General features: G+C 42.1%; 19 protein-coding genes. 6 read left to right on the top strand and 13 right to left on the bottom strand.

Annotated features, from left to right (window positions below; all coding sequences use genetic code 11):
* Positions 1-2 precede the first annotated feature (2 nt).
* Positions 3-1,289: an ATP-binding protein gene (locus MHH26_RS18775; protein ID WP_307498971.1), complete on the bottom strand. Its 1,287-nt coding sequence runs from the start codon at positions 1,287-1,289 to the stop codon at positions 3-5.
* Positions 1,290-1,806: 517 nt separating this feature from the next.
* Here MHH26_RS18775 and MHH26_RS18770 point away from each other — a divergent pair.
* Together MHH26_RS18770 and MHH26_RS18765 are read left to right on the top strand one after the other, a co-directional pair.
* Positions 1,807-2,787 carry a glutaminase gene (locus MHH26_RS18770; RefSeq protein ID WP_307498970.1) on the top strand — a complete coding sequence of 327 codons (981 nt, stop codon included), beginning with the start codon at positions 1,807-1,809 and terminating at the stop codon, positions 2,785-2,787.
* Positions 2,788-2,820: 33 nt separating this feature from the next.
* Positions 2,821-4,248 carry an alanine/glycine:cation symporter family protein gene (locus MHH26_RS18765; protein WP_034664280.1) on the top strand — a complete coding sequence of 476 codons (1,428 nt, stop codon included), beginning with the start codon at positions 2,821-2,823 and terminating at the stop codon, positions 4,246-4,248.
* A 39-nt stretch (positions 4,249-4,287) separates the two neighbouring features.
* Here MHH26_RS18765 and MHH26_RS18760 read toward each other — a convergent pair whose 3' ends face one another.
* The 6 genes from MHH26_RS18760 to MHH26_RS18735 all read right to left on the bottom strand — a co-directional run bounded on the left by MHH26_RS18760 (position 4,288) and on the right by MHH26_RS18735 (position 9,831).
* A complete protein-coding gene (locus MHH26_RS18760; RefSeq protein ID WP_034664282.1) occupies positions 4,288-5,148 on the bottom strand; it encodes an alpha/beta fold hydrolase in 861 nt (286 codons plus the stop codon).
* A gap of 242 nt (positions 5,149-5,390) precedes the next feature.
* Entirely contained in the window at positions 5,391-5,729 is a 339-nt protein-coding gene (locus tag MHH26_RS18755; RefSeq protein ID WP_034664284.1) for a DUF4288 domain-containing protein, read from the bottom strand.
* An 18-nt stretch (positions 5,730-5,747) separates the two neighbouring features.
* Positions 5,748-6,221 carry a hypothetical protein gene (locus MHH26_RS18750; protein ID WP_340974361.1) on the bottom strand — a complete coding sequence of 158 codons (474 nt, stop codon included), beginning with the start codon at positions 6,219-6,221 and terminating at the stop codon, positions 5,748-5,750.
* A 186-nt stretch (positions 6,222-6,407) separates the two neighbouring features.
* Complete coding sequence (locus tag MHH26_RS18745; protein WP_334750746.1) at positions 6,408-6,773, bottom strand: VOC family protein; 366 nt, start codon at positions 6,771-6,773, stop codon at positions 6,408-6,410.
* 100 nt (positions 6,774-6,873) lie between these two features.
* Positions 6,874-8,256, bottom strand: coding sequence for an amino acid permease (locus MHH26_RS18740; protein ID WP_034664289.1), 1,383 nt, complete (start codon positions 8,254-8,256; stop codon positions 6,874-6,876).
* A gap of 66 nt (positions 8,257-8,322) precedes the next feature.
* Positions 8,323-9,831, bottom strand: a complete 1,509-nt coding sequence (locus MHH26_RS18735; protein WP_106048573.1) for a class I adenylate-forming enzyme family protein — start codon at positions 9,829-9,831, stop codon at positions 8,323-8,325.
* A 262-nt stretch (positions 9,832-10,093) separates the two neighbouring features.
* Between MHH26_RS18735 and MHH26_RS18730 the strand changes: the two genes are divergently transcribed.
* A complete protein-coding gene (locus tag MHH26_RS18730) occupies positions 10,094-10,531 on the top strand; it encodes a MarR family winged helix-turn-helix transcriptional regulator (RefSeq protein WP_340974357.1) in 438 nt (145 codons plus the stop codon).
* A 20-nt stretch (positions 10,532-10,551) separates the two neighbouring features.
* On the opposite strand, the gene MHH26_RS18725 is transcribed toward MHH26_RS18730, so the two are convergent.
* From MHH26_RS18725 to MHH26_RS18710, 4 genes are all read right to left on the bottom strand, one after another.
* Positions 10,552-11,685, bottom strand: coding sequence for a zinc-dependent alcohol dehydrogenase (locus tag MHH26_RS18725; protein WP_106061707.1), 1,134 nt, complete (start codon positions 11,683-11,685; stop codon positions 10,552-10,554).
* Positions 11,686-11,847: 162 nt separating this feature from the next.
* Entirely contained in the window at positions 11,848-12,870 is a 1,023-nt protein-coding gene (locus MHH26_RS18720) for a quercetin 2,3-dioxygenase (RefSeq protein WP_340974354.1), read from the bottom strand.
* Between the two features lie 80 nt (positions 12,871-12,950).
* Positions 12,951-13,514 (bottom strand): TetR/AcrR family transcriptional regulator, encoded by a 564-nt coding sequence (locus MHH26_RS18715; protein ID WP_307498962.1) that lies wholly within the window; start codon positions 13,512-13,514, stop codon positions 12,951-12,953.
* A 36-nt stretch (positions 13,515-13,550) separates the two neighbouring features.
* Positions 13,551-15,032, bottom strand: a complete 1,482-nt coding sequence (locus tag MHH26_RS18710; RefSeq protein ID WP_307500645.1) for an amidase — start codon at positions 15,030-15,032, stop codon at positions 13,551-13,553.
* Between the two features lie 168 nt (positions 15,033-15,200).
* Between MHH26_RS18710 and MHH26_RS18705 the strand changes: the two genes are divergently transcribed.
* Positions 15,201-16,832 (top strand): S8 family peptidase, encoded by a 1,632-nt coding sequence (locus MHH26_RS18705; RefSeq protein WP_427847049.1) that lies wholly within the window; start codon positions 15,201-15,203, stop codon positions 16,830-16,832.
* Positions 16,833-16,872: 40 nt separating this feature from the next.
* Here MHH26_RS18705 and MHH26_RS18700 read toward each other — a convergent pair whose 3' ends face one another.
* On the bottom strand, positions 16,873-17,412 hold the full coding sequence (locus MHH26_RS18700) for a DUF402 domain-containing protein (RefSeq protein WP_340974350.1): 540 nt from the start codon (positions 17,410-17,412) through the stop codon (positions 16,873-16,875).
* Positions 17,413-17,525: 113 nt separating this feature from the next.
* Between MHH26_RS18700 and MHH26_RS18695 the strand changes: the two genes are divergently transcribed.
* On the top strand, positions 17,526-17,729 hold the full coding sequence (locus MHH26_RS18695; protein ID WP_334750742.1) for a hypothetical protein: 204 nt from the start codon (positions 17,526-17,528) through the stop codon (positions 17,727-17,729).
* 47 nt (positions 17,730-17,776) lie between these two features.
* Here the strand turns inward: MHH26_RS18695 and MHH26_RS18690 are convergent, their stop codons facing one another.
* Positions 17,777-18,325, bottom strand: coding sequence for a GNAT family N-acetyltransferase (locus MHH26_RS18690; RefSeq protein ID WP_066031383.1), 549 nt, complete (start codon positions 18,323-18,325; stop codon positions 17,777-17,779).
* A 213-nt stretch (positions 18,326-18,538) separates the two neighbouring features.
* Between MHH26_RS18690 and MHH26_RS18685 the strand changes: the two genes are divergently transcribed.
* Entirely contained in the window at positions 18,539-19,756 is a 1,218-nt protein-coding gene (locus MHH26_RS18685; protein WP_282068857.1) for a multidrug effflux MFS transporter, read from the top strand.
* Positions 19,757-19,762 lie beyond the last annotated feature (6 nt).

Here is a 19,762-nt window from a genome sequence, read left to right as displayed (position 1 = left end):
ACTCACCCTCTCTGTATTAAATTTTGTATAGGAAGGATTAGCTGAAAAGCTGTTCCCTTTGTTTCTCTTTGTTCGATTTTAATTTGACCGCCAAGCTCTTTAACCAGCTCTTTCACATAGGATAATCCAATCCCAGTTGATGGTGTTCCATATGCATCAAATTTAGAAGTATAGCCTGGATCAAATACAATTTCTCTCATTTTTTCAGGAATCCCCGGGCCATCATCTTCAATCCGAATCTCTATTTTATCATGACTTCCTTTTAATACGAGTGAGATCATTCCAGTATCCTTTATGGCTTCAACCGCATTTGCCATTAAATTATTAATCAGCGATAAGAAAATGAACACATGGTAATCATGCAAATGAATGCCCCTTATATCAGATGTAAAAGAGATGTTTTTTCCTAGAGATAACGCATATTTCTCTTGAATGCGGATGACAATCTGAACTAGCTCTTCAGCCTTCATATAGTCTTGCATATTTTCCTTAGAAATTAGCTTCGAAAGACCAGCATAAATACGCTGATTGTCCTTTTTCACTTCATGGATTTCTCCTGCGAGCTTCAACAGCTCCTGACTCACTTTCTTGCCTGCTTCGTGTTCATGCAGCAGACGATAAAGTCTGTATGATTCTTGCGTAATATGCTCTGTATGTTTTAACGTTTTCTTTAAATGAACCGTTTCTTCATATAAATTTGAAATGACCATCATCATATGCTCATTTTGTTTCATGATCTGCTTCTCTCTTGATTGTGCCTCGTACAGCTTCATCATATTAAAAAAGCTGATCACCACAAAGCTGTGAGCAAACGCAATGAGAAACATATCACTCAGCTTTGATAATGTCATCGTCGTATCAAACACTAAAAATTGTACAAACAGCTCAACAAAATCAGCTACTAATTCGATCATGAGACCAATGATCCCAATAAAAATAGAGCGCTGTTTAAAACGTCCCGTACGGACGGCAAAAAACAGGAAAGCATATGTAAAATAGAAGAAGAAACTTGGGAATTGCTGATAAAATGATGCAGCGAGATCAGCATTATGCTGAATCAGATCTAAGCCTACTCGAAAAAGCACAATGGCTGCGCCTGTTAAAAACCCAGGCAAGAATGGTCTAGATTTCCTTAAGAGTAATAAACAAAAGAAAAACGCAGGTGCCCCAAAGCTGATCCGGAACGTCTCATTCACAGGATAAAACTTCAGTTCTCCTGCAAGCGGCACAATAACTACCATAAAAATTAAAATGAATGCGTCTTTTTTAACAAGCTGGTTTAAACTCAAATGACTGACATCCCTTCCCCTGTTTGCATAGCCACAGTATACAAGGAGACTCTTTTCTTCACAATGTACAATAAAATAATTTTTACGAATCCTTCTATCCCCAAAATCCTTTTTTATAACTATTCTCCGAGGCGGCATGGTGACCTTTCAGCTATTCAGCGTTTTCGTGATTGTCTACAATAATGGGAATTGTTTAGACAATGATCGACAAACAGATTTTTATTTGTAAGTTTTTCTGTAGATTTTCGTCAGATTGTGTAGTTTCCAAGATAAATTGAATGAACAATTTTAGTGAAACTATATGTAAGCGTTTTCTGAATTTTCACTAAAAACCCTTTTTGTTTTTTCGCCGCCAAAGCCTTCATTTCAACATATATTTAGGTGTAAAGGAGTGGTACAAGCAGCGCATGACAAGTTCTTTGAAGATGTGTAACATGTTTTCGTGCCTATTTGATCGCATTTTTTGTCATCCGCCAATTCAATAGGGTACTTTTTGATTTTTGATTGGAGGAATCGTATGAAAACAGCAATTTCTAATAATACACAACACGCATGCCAGTCTTCTGTTGATCAATGGGCAGAAGAAATACGTCCGTATTACAAAAACGGGCAGAATGCTGGCTACATTCCAGCACTCGGAAAAGTGAATTCCTCTCAACTTGGTATCAGCGTGATAGGCTCAGATGGATCATCTGTACGTTACGGTGATTGGGACGTTCCCTTTACCCTACAAAGTATCTCAAAAGTCATCAGCTTTATAGCTGCCTGTTTAGGAAGAGGCGTACCATACGTCTTGGACCGGGTAGATGTAGAGCCAACTGGTGATGCATTTAATTCCATCTACCGCCTTGAGATGCATAAACCGGGGAAGCCCTTTAATCCAATGATTAATGCTGGAGCTATTACCGTATCCTCCATCCTTCCCGGAAAGACTTCTACAGAAAAGCTAGCATATATTTTCGATTTAATCGAAAACTTAATAGGAAAGCGTCCATCTGTTAATGAAGAGGTTTATCAATCAGAATGGGCAACTGCGCACCGCAACCGTGCTCTTGCTTATTACTTAAAAGAAACCAATTACTTAGAATCAGATGTCGAAGAGACATTAGAAGTGTATTTAAAGCAATGTTCCATCGAGGTCACAACAGAGGACATCGCCTTGATTGGACTGATTATTTCAAGTGATGGCTACCATCCCTTTAAACAGGTCCAAGTCATACCAAAGGATATCGCAAGACTAACAAAGGCATTGATGCTGACATGCGGCATGTATAATGCATCTGGTAATTTTGCTGCTTTCGTAGGCGTTCCAGCCAAAAGTGGTGTGTCTGGAGGAATTATGGCTTGCGTTCCGCCAAGCGCAAGAAGAGAATTCCCATTTCAGACAGGCTGCGGAATCGGTATTTATGGTCCCGCCATTGACGATTGCGGAAATAGTATTACCGGTGTCATGATGCTGAAAAAGCTCGCCAAAGAGTGGGATCTCAGTATTTTTTAAAATGAACAGTCATGAATTCGAAGAGGTGATGTTATGAACGAAAAAGCTTTGCTATCTTATTTAACAAATACAAATGATTTTATTTGGACTTATATTGTGATTGCTCTGTTACTTGGAGTAGGGGTCTACTTCACATATAGAACTCGCTTCCTGCAAGTGAGAATGATTAAAGAAATGGTGCGTGTCCTGAAAGAAGGAAGAAAAGAAAAAGAGGGGATATCACCGTTCCAAGCATTTGCCATCAGTATGGCGGCACGTGTAGGAACAGGGAATATCACAGGGATTGCTATCGCCATTGCAATTGGTGGACCTGGGGCAATTTTTTGGATGTGGATCGTAGCCATTATCGGTTCTGCCTCAAGCTTTGTTGAAAGTACATTAGCCCAAGTGTATAAAGTGAAAGATAAAACAGGATTCCGCGGTGGACCTGCTTATTACATGGAAAAAGGGTTAAACAAGCGCTGGATGGGAATTTTATTTGCGATCCTAATTACAATTTCTTTTGGAATCGTCTTTAATGCGGTTCAATCAAATACGATCACCGTCGCTTTTGAAAACTCCTTTGGATTAGACCGTTTAACAGTCGGTATTGTAATGGCTGTTATTTTTGCAGCAATCATTTTCAAGGGAATCCAAGCCATTGCAAAAGCTTCTGAATACATTGTCGTTGTACTGGCTCTAGCTTATATCGGAATTGCATTCTTTGTTATTGTGACAAATATCACTGAACTTCCTGGTGTCATCAGTACGATTGTGAAACATGCCTTCGGGTTTGAACAGTTCGCTGGCGGAACACTAGGCGGGGCATTATTACAAGGGATTAAACGCGGTCTCTTCTCGAATGAGGCTGGTATGGGTAGTGCACCTAACGCAGCAGCAACAGCCGTGACAAGTCACCCTGTAAAACAAGGGTTAATCCAGGCATTTGGCGTATTAACAGATACGTTAATTATTTGTACGAGCACAGCCTTCCTTGTCCTATTCTCTGATGCGTACAAAACAACGAACCTGCAAGGAATTGAATTAACACAGGCTTCACTCAGTCAGCACATTGGGCCATGGGCCTCTGGATTCCTTGCTATCATGATTTTCCTATTCGCCTTTAGTACATTGATCGGTAACTATTACTATGGTGAAACGAACATTGAATTCCTTGGTGCCAACAAAATTTGGCTTAACATCTATCGAATTGCCGTTATTGGAATGGTTCTTTTCGGTGCAGTTGCAACTGTTCCTCTCGTTTGGGGTCTAGCCGATCTCTTCATGGGACTCATGGTCATCGTCAACCTCATCGCCATTACCATGCTGTCTAAGGTCGCCTTTGCAGCATTGAAGGATTATACGAGACAGAAAAAAGAAGGCAAGGACCCTGTCTTCTATAAAAATGCCGTTCCAAACAATGAGAAAATTGAATGCTGGGACGACGAACCTGCTTCGTTGAAAAAGAATCAAATCGGATAAATAAAAAAAGCTCTGGTCCTCTGATCAGAGCTTTTTTCTTTAGTTCAAAAATTCGAGTATGAGTTTGTTCACCACTTCTGGCTTTTCATGATTGATCCAATGAGAAGCATCATCGACAAAAATCAGCTGACCATTTGGGCAAATCTTCATCGTTTCCTTCGCCAGCTTTCTGCTTAAAAACTTGTCCTCCATCCCCCAGATCATGCGAACAGGTACTAAAATGCGTTTTGATATCGGCTTTTCAAAGCCGCCCTTTTTGATGGCGCGGTACCAATTCAGCATTGAGGTCATGGCACCTGGCTGCGTCCAAGCCAGCTTGTAGCTTAATACATCTTCCTTCGTGAACAAATGTGGTCTTGCAGTCAATCCAATGGCTTCATCCAGCTTTTGAAAGTGATTTTCCTGAAGTGCTGCCTCTGGCACATTCGGAAGCTGAAAGAAAGCGATATAGGAGCTCTTCTTCCACTGCGGGGGATAAAACGGAAGAACCTTCATCATGACCCGCGGATGCGGCATGTTGACAATGATTAATTTCTCTACATATTGAGAACGTGTGGATGCCAAATGCCAAGCAACAGCTCCTCCCCAATCATGACCTCCCACAATCGCCTTTTGATTCGGACTAAGCGTCTTAATCAGCCCTACGATATCATCTCTCAGTTGATCTAATACGTAGGATTCGATTCCTTCTGGCTTATCACTTAGATGGTAGCCCCTTTGATCAGGAACGACGACACGATAGCCTGCCTCAGCGAGGGGCATGATTTGGTTCTTCCAGCCGTACCAGAACTCAGGAAACCCGTGCAGCAGTACAAGCAGCGGGCCATCCTCAGGTCCAGCCATTGCTGTGTGAAGTGTTACACCATTTGTTTGGATCGATTGAAATTCAATTTGCTCCATCCCTTTGCCACCCTTCTCCTTGTTCTTTTATTCTTCCAACATAGCATATTTTACATTTTTCAGAAAATAAAAACACTCCCAAAAAAACCTTCACAATAGTGAAGGTCTTAGAATTTTGACCAAGGATCCTTGAACAGCGAATTGGTGCTTTTTGCGAAAGAAACAGAGAAGATATGTATTTGTGCTAAATGACTAAATAACTAAAAAAGCAGACTCTAATCAGTCTGCTTTTTTTACGATTTTTATTTATCTAGAGAATATTTTTCTATTGCTTCTTTTGGAGATATTTCTTCATCAAATGAAAGATAACGACAATACACTTCACTTAAGTGAAGTGGTTCTTCTTCTAAATTGTCTACAAGTTCAAATATATCTAGGATTGCTACTAATTTTTTTGTTGTTTGTCCGTAATCCCCATTTCCAAATGTTTCTTCTGGAAAACTTTTTTCTATAATTTTTTTAACTTCATCTTGATCTTTTGCTTTGATTAATACGATTCTTTCTTCAAATATCTTATCAGGTCTAACTTTGGGAGACGGTATGGATTCAAACAATAATTTTGCTGAAAAGAGATCATACATAGATTTATCACCTTTTAATTATTTTTTCTTTTTAAATCTGTGATCAGTTAAAAGTTTTTTAGCTGTTCTTGCTTTTTTGATACCCTTTTTTGCATCTTTATTAATTTGATCAATGGTTTTATTTAGATATTCTGTTGGAAATTCACCTCTTATTTTTCCTTTTCTGTTTTTTGAGATGAATTCATTTGCTGTCATTTTGTGATGTTTAACAACTTGAGCTTCCCAAGAGTTTGAAGAAAATATCATACAACCTACAATGACAGCCCCAGTTGCTAATACTGCGACTTGTCCTAATCCTGGAATAAAGAAGAAAGGAATCGGAATTGCAAATTTTGTTTCTGCAATTTGATCATGATTTATTTCTCCTTCAGAGGATACTAAATCATTTGGGTTAATCACAATATTTTCGTTTTCTGTTGCCTTTGCTGGTGCTTGTAAAACAAAAGTAAATACAGATAGTGCTAGTAGTGTGGAAATTATTTTTTTGATCAAGTCCAATACTCCTTATAGTTTATTAGAAATTCAATTGAATAACAAATTATATATTATATTACATTAATTGGATATCCAATAGATTTAAGGTAAATATAAGGGAATTGTTTTTTGAGGTTGCTGTGTCCACAATCATTTTTTATTTTTATATCATTGCATGATCTTTATTTAGCTCTTTGTCTTCATCTATTTCATATAATTCAGCACCCATATCAACCCATTTTTGCGGTCCTGTACTTGTCCGTGAAGTGCACCAAAGAACGTATCCTGTAATTCGACCAGTACATCTCCGTCAGCTTCTAGCGCTTCATATACTGCCTTTAGTTCTTCTTCATTGTCAAACTGCATAATCAATCTGAGATTCTCGGGCTTTGGTGTGCGGCCAAACGTATCTGAAAAGTGGAGCAGCGATTCTCCAAGGTGCAGTTCCGCATGCAGCACACGGTCTTGATGTTCATTTAAAATATGAATATCTCCGCCAAAAATTCCTTGATAATATTGAAGAGATTCCTTCACATCGTCTACCACAATATAAGGACTAACGCTAATCATACCCTTCATCCTCCTCTTGTTCCGTCCATCTTCTCTTTTATAGCTTATCCCAAATCGTATGAAAAAAGGCACAAATCGTCAACGGATTTGCACCTTTTTCTCATGAAGCTTTCGCTAATTCACTATGTTTATTTGAATACGCTGCGTACATGACGACACCGATTAACAGCCAAACACCAAAGTAAAGCCACGTCCGGCCTGGTAAGTTGAGCATAAGGAACAAGCAGCAGCCCATTGAGATAATCGGCAAGACCGGCACAAATGGAACCCGGAATCCCCTCTCAAGCTGTTGATGTGTCTTTCTCAAAATGAGCACAGATAAACTCACCATCGCAAACGTCAATAAAGCACCGATATTCGCTAAGTTGGACAGGTCCTTTAAATCAATAAACCCTGAAATAACAGCTGTCATTCCGCCAATCATCCATATGCTTGCAACAGGCGTATCACTTTTGTTTGTTTTCGAAAATACTTTAGGCAAAAGTCCGTCTCGTCCCATCGCATAAGCAATTCTAGTTGCTGCATAATTATTGGCGAAAATCACAGCCATCAATCCAATGACCGCACCGACAGAAATAATACCGGCTACGCTATTTTGATGTACACTTTGCAGCACATAGGACATAGCCTCTGTGACATTCAGTTTTGTATAGTGCACCATACCTGTCATGATCAAACAAACGACAATGTAAATGATCGTGCAAATGAGTAATGAGCCGATAATGCCAATCGGCAGGTTCCGCTGCGGATTTTTTACCTCTTCCGCAGAAGCAGAAATCGCATCAAATCCTAAAAAGGCAAAAAACACAGCAGCAGCACCGGCAATGACGCCTTCTGCACCAAACGGCATGAACGGCTGCCAATTAGCTGGCTGTACATAAAACCCGCCTACTACAATGAAAAGAACAATAATACCAAGTTTCACAAACACCATGATATTATTGAATTTTTTACTTTCCTTCGTTCCTCTAGATAAGATCCACGCAATCAGTAAAGCAATGATAATGGCTGGCAGATTCATGTATCCGCCTTGTTCTGGTCCCGCTAAAAATTGATGGGGGATCGAAATTCCAAACCCCTCAAGCAAGCTGTTGAAATAACTCGACCAGCCACTGGCGACAGCTGAAGCAGTCAGCATATAAACGGACAATAAAGTCCATCCCATCAGATGACCGACAAGCTCTCCCATCGTTGTATATGAATAAATGTACGCACTGCCGAATACAGGCAGCGCTGAAGCCATTTCTGCATAGCAAAGTGCTGCCAAACTGCACACAATCGCTGCAATGGCAAAGGAGAAAATGACAGCCGGTCCTGCATCCTTAGCCGCTGTAATTCCGGTTAACACCATGACCCCCGTGCCGATCACAGCCCCTATACCAAGGAGCGTGAGATCGAGCCCGCCCAGCGTTCTCTTTACCTTTTGCTGCCTGCTCTGTTCTAACAAATCGTGAATGTGTTTCTTACGAAGAATATGTCGCAAACCCTTTCCCTCCAAAACGTTAGAAAAACAAAAAATCATTCAAATTTCATTATAGCAGAATAGGTACTACGCATTCACAACCAATTCACGTAAATCTTTCTTCATGATTTTACCAAGCTTGTTTTTTGGCAGCTCCTGTGTGAAATGAATGGAGGGCACTTTGTAATCTGCCAAACGTTCCTGGCAATAGTTCACCACATCTTCTTCGCAAAAATCGACGGAATCGTCTTTTACGATATACGCACTTGGCACTTCACCATATAATTCGTCTGGTACCCCGATGACAGCTGATTCAATCACACCTGGAATTTGATCAATGACCTCTTCTACTTGGTCAGGATAGATATTATCCCCGCCGTACAGAATCACATCTTTGTATCTGCCAGTAATGAAAAGAAAACCGTCTTCATCTAGATAGCCTGCATCCCCCATATGGAACCAGCCATCTTTCAGCACCTTCTCAGTAGCGTCAGGCTGATGATAGTAGCCTAGGAAATAAAATGGACTTCTCATGACGACTTCGCCAATTTCTCCTGCTGGCAATGTCTCCTCTGTCTCAGGATGCACGATTTTCACATCTACATCCGCATCCACTTTACCGGCAGAGCCCATTTTATCCTCACCCATCGCTGGATGCCACGCACTGACAATCCATGCTTCCGTACTTCCATAGCCATGCATCATCTGAATGCCTGCTTCTTTGTAATCTTTAATTAAGCGTACCGGCACCTTCGTACCGCCAGAAATCGCAATTTCAAAAGATGAGAGATCGTACGAACCGCGTTTCATTTCTTCTAGCATGTACGTGTAAGCTGATGGGAAAGCCATCATGAACGTAATTCTTTCTTTCTCAATCGTTTCTAAAATGCGTTTCGGTGTTGCATCATGTAAGAAGACAAGCGTATACCCTTCAATCGCAGCTGCGATCAGATGATTAATTGAACTCATATGATACAGCGGATGACTCGCCAAGTACCGTTTTCCTTTCAGATCAAATCCTCGATTCCCATGTCTTGTTAAAAATTGATAAATTCGTCCATGCCCGACCATACAGCCCTTTGGATTGCCCGTTGTTCCAGAAGTGAATAAAATCATCGCTAAATCCTCTTCTGATACCTCATCAGCAAGATGACTTCCATCATTTGAAGCCAAAATGTCTTCAAACAGCTGGGTTGTTTTCGCATTGGCACCGGATTCCACCATCAGACAATCTTCTAAAGACACATTCACTGCCGCAATGATGTCACGGAATTCACGGTCAAAAAATAAAGCCTTTGGCTCTGCTTTTTTCAAAATACCTTCCAGCTCAAAAGAAGTAAGCTGCCAGCTAAGCGGAACTGCGACTGCACCTGCTTTGATGGCTGCCAGCATAATCGTTGAAAAGTGATGATGGTTTTGACAAATAAAGCAAACGCGGTCTCCTTTTCGAATCCCCTTTTGATATAAGTAATGAGCGAGCTGGTCAATGCGTTTTGCATATTCTTCAAATGTATAAGACACACCCCCGCCAGTTACCGCTTCAATTTGTGAAGAGCGTTCCATTCTGTCGTTAAGTAATGCCTGTAAAGTATTCAATATCTTCATCTCCAAACGTTTGATTTACAATAGCCAATTTCCAGTGAATGGGGTTGGCAGATTTTATCTCATTCACATTCTAAAATAAAACCAGCTGAAAGTAAAATCATTTCATTTTGGAATTGTTCTTTATATTAATTGATAATATAGGTAATTTTATAGCCGTCTTCCATTTTGGTTTAAATGATGATAACTATTATGATAAGATAGACCTAGTAATTGATCGGAAAATGCGAACGCAATAGGAAAAGAGGTATGGAGAATGCAACATTTCGAGCTAGAGGCAAGTTTATTAGACCATGCGCTGACAAAGTATTTAAAGGCGACGAAGCAAATAGATGAAGAGAACATCCCGAAAAACGTCACGAATGTGAAAGGGTTTATTTTACGCATCATTTATCGCCATCAAACATGTACTGTGAAAAATATTCTGCAGGAAGTTTCATTATCTCCCTCTGCAACAACAACCGCTCTCAATCACTTAGAAGATGAAGGGCTGATTATCCGCTCTCGAAATAATAATGACCGCCGTACTGTATGGATTACACTCTCTGAATCAGGTGAACAAATCGCAAAACAAATGATCGACAACCGCCAGCTGCTTGTCAATCAGCTGTTCAACCATCTTTCAGAAGAAGATAAAAGAACATTTTTTGAATTAATCGAAAAAATGATGGACGAGCACACATTAAAGGCTTAGGAATACTACTAAGCCTTTTTTTATGGCTTTAAGATGACCTTTATACAATCATCCTTTTTTTCATTAAATATGTGATACGCATGAGCGGCATCATCTAATGGCAATTGATGTGTGATGATCGCTCTAGGATCAATTTCACCGGTTGTCACTTTTTGATAGAGCTTTGACATGTAGCCTCTCGCCGGAGCCTGTCCCATTTTCAGGGTGACGTTTCTTGCGAAAAAGGCACCTAATGGGAACATATTGTATAGGCCGCCGTACACACCAGTCATCTGCACTGTCCCACATTTGCGGACGGCTTTTGTGGCAATTTGAATGGGTCCAATCGTTCCGCCTTGCAGCTTGAGTTTCTGCTCAATTTTTTCAAGCGGTGACTTCTTCCCGTCCATTCCCACACAATCAATCACAACATCGGCTCCACCCTTGGTGAGCTCCTTTAACGTTTCTCCCATGTCGGGATCTTCTGTAAAATCAAATACTTCTACGCCGCTCATCCGTTTTGCATGTCGCAGACGGTAATCAATGTAATCGACCGCAATCACACGTTCTGCCCCTTTTTGCCATGCAAATTGCTGCGCCATTAACCCAACAGGTCCACAGCCTAACACAATGACCGTATCACCTTTTTTCACACCTGCGTGCTCCACGCTCCAATAGGCAGTTGGAAGAACATCCGATAAGAACAGTAATTGTTCATCCTCCAGCTCACAATCATCTGGGATCTTAAACGGGGTGTAATTTCCAAAAGGCACGCGTAAATACTCTGCCTGTCCTCCAGGATAATTCCCATATTTCTCACTATATCCAAAAAGCCCACCCGAATCGTAGTGCGGGTTTGAGTTGTCGCATTGGCTTTCTAAGTGATGATGACAATATTGGCATTGACCACATGCAACGGTAAATGGAATAACGACACGATCTCCCTTTTTTACTGCCGTGACATCCGGTCCAACTTCCTCCACAATCCCCATTGGCTCATGCCCAATCACATAGCCGATTGGAAGCGGGAAGTTCCCCTGATACAAATGTAAATCAGATCCACAAATTGCTGTTGATGTAATTCGTATGATCACATCTTCCCGATCTTGAATAGATGGCGCATCTACTTTCTTCACAGCAATGCTATTTTTTCCTTGATAAGTAACAGCTCTCACATGCATTTCCTCCTTTAGCGAAAATCATCTGTACATAGCTTCACCTTGAATGAATGGTTCATTCATCAAATGAGAGATTTATAAGGAGGAGCCAAAAAATAAGAAAGGCCCGTCGATAGGTTCGACAGGCGCTTATTCAATCATGTGTAACGCGTTACATATTTATCCTTTTTCGACAAAAACCAAATCATATTGAGATGAAGTCTCTCGATCGATCATCAAGTTCCCTTCTTGAATAAAATAAGGACATATACTCGGGCTTTGTGATTCTTCAAACTGCTCATACAACTGCTCAATCTTTCCAGGGAGCAGTAAAAGCAAAAATTTATTAGAATGGGAAACGAATTCATAAGAATGAATCGTATCCGGCGGTATATAGGCAAAATCACCCGGCATCAGGCAAATATCCTCTCCGTTCAATTGAAGGTTCATTTTTCCTTCAACGCAATAGAGTGCTTCTGTATGTACTTGATGATAATGCGGAGGAAAATACTTTCCCTTCGCGCCTTCAATCACAAAATGACTGAACCCGCCTCCAGTTGTTTCTGTTGTTGCGATCAGCTCATGAAGCTGACCATCCACGATATATTGCTTCCCTTCACCAGCCTCTAATACATAGGGCTGCACCGCCTGAGGGAGCTGACTATGAAATAAAACGGAGGGCTTGGTTGTATTTGATAGCTGCCGGATACCATGCATCAATATGAGATCGCTTTCTTTTTCAGCTTGTTCAAAGCTGGCTGCAACGAAAGCATGATCAGTCATCAGCCATTCGTTCTGCTGAAGCCTCTTCCCAATTTGCTGATACACATCTGTCATTTGTCCGCCCAACGTATATGAAATAAACCTTGTTTTGTGACTATGCATTCTGTAGCCATGAATCGTTTTAGGCGGGATATGAATATAATCGAAGGCTGTGACCATATATTTTTTACCGTCCAGTATCACTTCAAGCTTTCCTTCCAGCACGAAAATGGTTTCAAATAAGTGCTCATGACAATGAAGTGGAAAATAAGCCCCTTTCCCACCTGTGATTAAGACAAGCTCAAACAGCTGATTCGTTTGATTTGCTTCTGCCAGCACATGAACAAGCTGATTTTCAAGCCCATACAGCTTCCCTGAACCAGACACGGTATAAAAATAGGTATCTTCGGATTGCTTGATTGATTGCGGTTGCTCCGACATCCCATCACTCCTCATGACTAATTGACTATCTTTATTATATAGACCAATTGATATAATAGATAGACAATATGCGAGAGATTTTACTCTTCTCGCATAAATAAGTGTCTAAGGTAACACTTTACGTGTTCTAACGGGGTCGTTTGTTTGAGTGCTGTGGTCATCGATAGACCCCCAATCACCATTGAATGAAGGAGAGAAGCCAGCTCATCCGCTTTGTTTTCTTCATATCCGCTGTTCATTAGCTTTTCTTTCACAAGCTCTTGCCAGCGGATCATTTCTTGTTTGCATGCAGCATGAAGCTGCGTATGTTCTGGCTTGGATTCTGCCGCCAGCAAGACAATCGGAATCCCTCTTTCACTTTCTTGCTCCATAAATCCCCGAATGATGTTTGTCATAAAACTTTCAATGGCGATATAAGGGTCATCCGAATAGGCAAAGCTTTCTTCAATTCGATCGATGACCTTTTGACTAATATATTCAACGGCTGCTATGGCCAGCTCTTCTTTTCCGTTTGGAAAGTAATAATAAAGAGATCCTTTAGGCGTGCCGCTCTCTCTAATGATTTGATTCAATCCTGTCGCATGATACCCCTGTTTGCGTAAAAGAAGTGCAGCCGTTTGAATAATTCTATCCTTCGTACTCACGTGTGACACTCCTTTCCCTCCATAGACAAATGTGTTTCAACGTATGATTTGATTTGTTCCTTTCCAAATCGAGGATGTCTCCATTTCTGCTGCAAGCCGAAGCAGCCAGTCCTCTTTTCCCTTTGGTGCTGTCACCTGTACCCCTAAAGGCATGCCCGCTTCAGTGAGATGAACAGGAACACTCATAGAAGGCTGACCCGTTAAGTTGGCAAGCTGTGTAAATGGTGTGTAGGTCAGACTCTTTAAGAACATGTCATAAATAAGATCCTGCTGCGCTTGCATTGAGAGGGATGACACACGTAAAAGTTCAGTGATTTCCTCTTTCGAATGCATCAGCTCACCAACCTTTGGAGCTGAATAGGCAGTAGCGGGTGTCACAAAGAGATCGTACGTTTGATGAAATGATGCCATTTGTGCAGCCGCCATATCCCACGCATCAAGACTTTCTGTATAAGCAGCAGCGGTCACATTCTTGCCAGCCTCCGCCAGCACCCATGCGACGATGTCCGTTTCCTCCGGATTGACTGGACGTCCTAATGAACGAGCCAAGGACGTGAATAATGCAGACATTTCTCCGCTGTTCATGACGTAGTATTGCTGCATCAGATGGATCCCGTCAATTGCCGGCTTCGCTTCTTCTACTTGGTGCCCTTGATCACTCAGCCATTTCACTGTTTGCTGAACCGCCTGCTTCGCTTCCTCACTAACCTTCGTACCTACTGGAGATTCTATACTGTAAGCAATTCGCATAGAAGATGTACGTTTCACTAGATCTTCTTGATAGCTGCCGTCGTATAACGGCGTTTGGAAAGCCGCTTCAGGCTGAATGACTTGAAGCAGATCAAGAAGAGCTGCACTGTCCCGAACTGTTTTTGTGAGTGTAAAATCAATGGAAGCCCCTTGCCACTGCCTTCCTGCGCCTGGTCCTACCGGCGTTCTTCCTCTCGTTGGCTTGAGACCGAACAAACCTGTAAAGGATGCTGGAATCCGAATGGAACCACCGCCATCACTTGCTCCACCAGCCGGTACGATGCCGCTTGCAACAGCTGCTGCCGTCCCGCCGCTTGAACCGCCAGGGGAATAGTCAGGATTCCAAGGGTTCCTCGTTGGACCATGTAAAGAAGGTTCTGTTACATTCCTTAAACCGAATTCTGGTGTGTTTGTATGCCCCATCATGAGAAATCCAGCCTGCTTCAATCGATGGACAAAGTGGGAGTCCGTTTTTGCCTTTACATCCTTTAACAATGCAGCACCTGCTGTCAGCGGTTCATTTTCCATCCCCTGCGATATATTTTTCAGTACAAATGGAACGCCCGCAAACGGCTGATTCGTATGTAATGTCTTGATTTCTTTTAATACTTGATCTTGTCTTGTCTGAATCACCGCATTTAGTTCAGGATTGACCTCATTCAATCTAGCAAATGCAGCCTGTACAAGCTCGTCTGGCGTTACCTGCTTATTCCGTACAAGTGCTGCCAAGCCAGCCGCATCATACGTCATATACTCTTTTACGTTCATCAGCATGTCCTACTTTCTCTTATTATGATCTCTCTATTGTCTACTAGATTTGTATGAATTTCAATTTCAGGTTACTTGTAAAAAAACTTTCTGACAAACAATATGATTCTTCTAACCATCCTTCTCATTTCTCCGATATAATAGAGAAAAAAAGACGGAGGTCATCGTATGCAAGGGGCTATCGCCTTGAAAAAGAAAATCGTCGTAGTCATCGCGTTTCTTCTTGCGTTGACAACTGCCTTGCCTTACCATTCGCAGGCAGCTGCACCGCCAAAAGAAACAGATGTCATCATCGTCTATAAAAACCAAAAAGGAAAGCAAACGGCTATTGAAGAAAGTGAAAAAGTGAACGCACAGTACATACATCTTCCCGCTGTCGCTGTGACAGCAGATGAACAAGCCGTCACTTCACTCAAAAAAGACCCAAACATTGCATATGTGTCAAAAAACGTAAAGGTCAAACTCGCTTCTTCTACCATGAAAAAAACTGCTGCCGCTACGAATCAGGATGCATTGGTTCAAAAATCTTACAACCTGCAAAAGCTGAATATAAAGAAAGCGATCAAAGAAGGCGTCACAGGTAAAAATGTGAAAGTAGCCGTTTTAGATACTGGTATTTTTCCACATGAGGATTTAAAGGTATCGGGCGGTAAATCATTTGTGAACTACACATCTTCCTATAAAGATGATGAAGGACACGGCACACATGTCGCGGGCACGATTGGTGCGATCAATAACGATTACGGCACAGTCGGCGTCGCTTCTGGCGCGAAGCTGTATGCTGTGAAAGTGTTAGATAAAAAGGGAGAAGGCGACCTGTACAGTCTGCTTCGAGGCATCGATTGGGCCATTAGCAATAAGATGGATATTATGAATTTAAGTCTAGGTTTTGAAGACAATATCCCCATCTTGCGTTCAGCAGTGGATGAAGCATACAAAAAAGGACTGCTTGTGGTCGCTGCAAGCGGAAATGATGGGAAGAAGAATCATATCAGCTACCCTGCCGCTTACAATAGCGTCATTGCTGTTTCCGCAACCACTGACAAAGACAAACTCGCGTCTATCTCAAATACAGGGAAAGGCATCGAATTTTCTGCCCCTGGCGAGAACGTCATCAGCACTTATTTAAAAAATGAATATTGGTATGCAACGGGTACATCACAAGCTGCACCGCATGTCACAGGGATGCTGGCGCTGTTGAAGCAGCTTCATCCGAAGAAAACAAATGCACAGCTTCGCACCTTATTGCGCAGCTATACAGTGGATCTTGGCGCAAAAGGAAAGGATCCACAATTCGGCTATGGCCGCGTGCAATATATACCGCAGTCCACCTTTGTAAAGGCTGCGACCAGCGCTGTCAAAACAGCCGAAACATCTAAAAAGCAGGCAGATGTCAATCAAGCCAAAACGAGAATTGGCCGACTCACTGCAAGTAAACAAAAAACAGCACTCACCGAACGGGTGAAAAAGGTACAAGGAACCATTGATATCCGTTCCGCACGTTCAAAGGTTCAAACAGCCGAAAAAAACAAAACACAAGGCGCCATTAAAAGCGCCCAAACGGCTATCAAAAAGCTAAACAAAGGCAAAGAAAAAACAAGCCTGCAAAACCGGCTCGACAAAGTCAAAAAACAGGTCGCCTATCAAAAGAAAGTGACAGACGCCAAACAAAAGGTCAAAAAAGCGGAAGCCAAACGGACAAAGAAAACAAAAGCAGCGGCTCAAACCGCTGTCAAACAGCTAAAAGCTTCCAAAACGAAAACCAACTTACAGAAACGATTAAACCGTATCAAGGTTTGACAGAAAAAAACGATTCCTCGCCTGAAAGGAATCGTTTTTTCTATTTCAACATCGGCTCAAACAAGCTGTGATGATATTTTCCTTCGGCATCTGCCCTCACTTGAACGAGTATGCTTTCTAACGAAGCCATCACACCCTCTAATGCCCGGCGCACTGAACCTTGTTCAAAAGCCGCTAAACTCTCCGGCAATTCATCTTCATCCAACACAAAGAAATGACCATTGGGCAGAACGAGAAGATCAATAATGAGGTCTTCAAATATGACCAGCTGGCCGTTGAACCATGTATTCCCCACAATATTAAAATAAGACCCAAGTTCCTTCCCTTGATCATCCCTCCAGTAGTAAATATTGTAGGGTCGATCCTTCCAATAATAGGCGGTCGTATAGCTCCCTTTTGGAATGGTCAGAGCACCATCACCTGCCCTCATCGTAAACGTGTCTTCGATCTTGTGAAACAGCACAGCCTGCTGCTCCTGTGCGTCTAACAGCTGACAAGTATGTTCCACGACCTTCTGATAGTATTTGATTTTCCTCTCGATTACTTCATCCCAACGATCCGCATGTAGCGAAAACAACATGTCACAACTCCCTCTGCATCTAGTTTCTCTCTTTCCAGTATACACCGATTTTTTTTGAAGAAATAAAGGGTTGCTGCATTTACTTATGGAAGACCTATGATGAGGTGAAATAAATGAACGGAATCACGATTCTTGAAAACCTTACAGAGCTTGGACAAATCATCCTCTTTTTATGCAGCTATGCCTTTTATTGGCGGCTGGTGAAAACGAAGAGAGAACGAAAGCTGTCCCTTTACGAACGCGTATTAAAATTCTTTTTCATGTTCGGTTTAATTTCGTGGGGGGTATCATATTGGGCGCTTGTACTGTGGGCGTAAATTGAAAAAAGGAAGAGCTGTCCCTGAAGGACTTGCTCTTCCTTTTATTACGAGTGATGTGATGAACCAGCCGGCTGTTCTTTTTGGATAACATATTGATAGCTCTTGACATGCGTCCCATTTTGATTCACAAATTCTTTATCTAGTGCACGCTCAAAGCCCATTCTTTCATATAGACGAATGGCAGCCTGCATTTTATCAGATGTATGAAGATACAGGACATTTTCGCCCCATGATTGCGTAAGTTCAATACTTTTACGTAACAATGACTCTGCAATTCCTTTTCCTCTAACATCGGGATCTACTCCTAAAAACCGGACGATGGCTGATGTAATGCCCATTTCGGGTTTGTCATACGCTTGCTCTGATGACCGGAACATTTGAAGCGTCCCCACGACCTTGCCTTCAAGCTCCGCCACAAGCATCAGCTCCATGTTCGGATTATCTACAGCTGCTGCAAGCGCAGCAGAATAATTTTGCCAGCCTTCCTCTGTAAATTGAGGCTCATACTGTGAATAGGATTTGATTAGTACATGCCTGATCGCTTCATGATCTTCTTTGACTGCTTGACGAATGATCAGCTCTTGCTGCTTCATGTCAGCACCTCCTGTTGTTTATTGCTAGATATACGTATCATGCAAATACTGCATGTCGATGACCTTGTTCTTTTCTCTACTCATTCAATGTAAAGAGTCTCATTCGAAAGATCAATCATTTTGCACGGAATCATCTTTGAAAATTTCCATTGAAAAGGAACGCTTGATTCATTATGCTGTTTTGAGGAAGTATACGAGGAGTGTAGTGATCATATGAGTTCTTTATCTTATCCCCAAGAATCGAAAAAAAATCGATTTCTCCTTGCTGCATTGCTTGGGTCTTTAACAGCCCTTGCACCGCTTGCAATGGATATGTATTTACCTGCTTTGCCTAATATTGCGCGTGATTTTGAAGCAAGCACGGCTTTGTCCCAATTAAGTCTTATGGCTTGTCTTATTGGACTGGCGCTTGGACAGCTGATTGCAGGTCCTATTAGTGATACGATCGGCAGAAGAAAACCGCTGATGATCGGCTTAATCATTTTTATAGCCTCATCACTTTTATGTACGGTGGTCACATCGATTTGGATGTTCATCCTCTTAAGATTGATTCAAGGGCTCGCTGGTTCAGCTGGCATTGTCATTGCACGAGCCATTGTGCGAGATCATTATGAAGGATCAGAAATGACGAAATTCTTTGCACTGCTGATGTTGGTCAACGGGGTTGCTCCGGCAGCGGCACCTATTGTGGGCGGACAGATTTTACGCTTTACAACATGGCAGGGTGTATTTGTTCTACTAGGAATTCTCGGGGCCTTGATGCTGCTGAGATCCATTTTTTCACTACAAGAAAGTTTACCTGTGGAGCGCAGACAGACTGGGGGCTTTCAACAGATTGTTGGTGCCATGAAAATTTTAGCGAGTGATCGTCTCTTTGTTGGGTATGCCCTCTCGCAGGGTCTTGTATTCGCAGCGATGTTTGCCTATATTTCTGGCTCACCGTTTGTGCTCCAGGATCTTTTCCACCTTTCTCCACAAGGATTTAGTGCTGCCTTTGCGGTGAACAGTCTTGGCATCATCACGGCTGGACAAGTATTTGCCCGTGTCGCTGTAAAAATCGGCGAAGAGAAAGTTCTTCGCATTGGATTGCTGACAGCTGCCTTAGGCGGCGTCACCTTATTTTTGATGATCTCCATTGATGCAGGATTGTATGGCATTCTCATTCCATTGTTTTTTGTTGTCTCAAGCGTCGGAATTGTCGGTACGTCCGCGCCGTCTCTTGCGATGCAGCATCACGGAGCGCATGCAGGAAGTGCAGCTGCCCTTATAGGGGTGGCACAAATGCTGCTAGGCGCATGCATGACACCTCTTGTCGGACTAGCGGGAAGCCAAACAGCCTTTCCAATGGGCCTGATCATTATGCTTTGTGACCTAGGTGCACTTTGCTGTTATTTCTTCTTTGTGGCCCGAGCAACAAAAAGACCCGCATAAGCGGGT

The organism is Bacillus sp. FSL K6-2839 (assembly GCF_038003365.1).
Taxonomy (GTDB): Bacteria; Bacillota; Bacilli; order Bacillales; family Bacillaceae; genus Bacillus.
The sequence above is the reverse complement of the archived record's forward strand: the minus strand, read 5'-3'. Positions and strand labels throughout refer to the sequence as shown.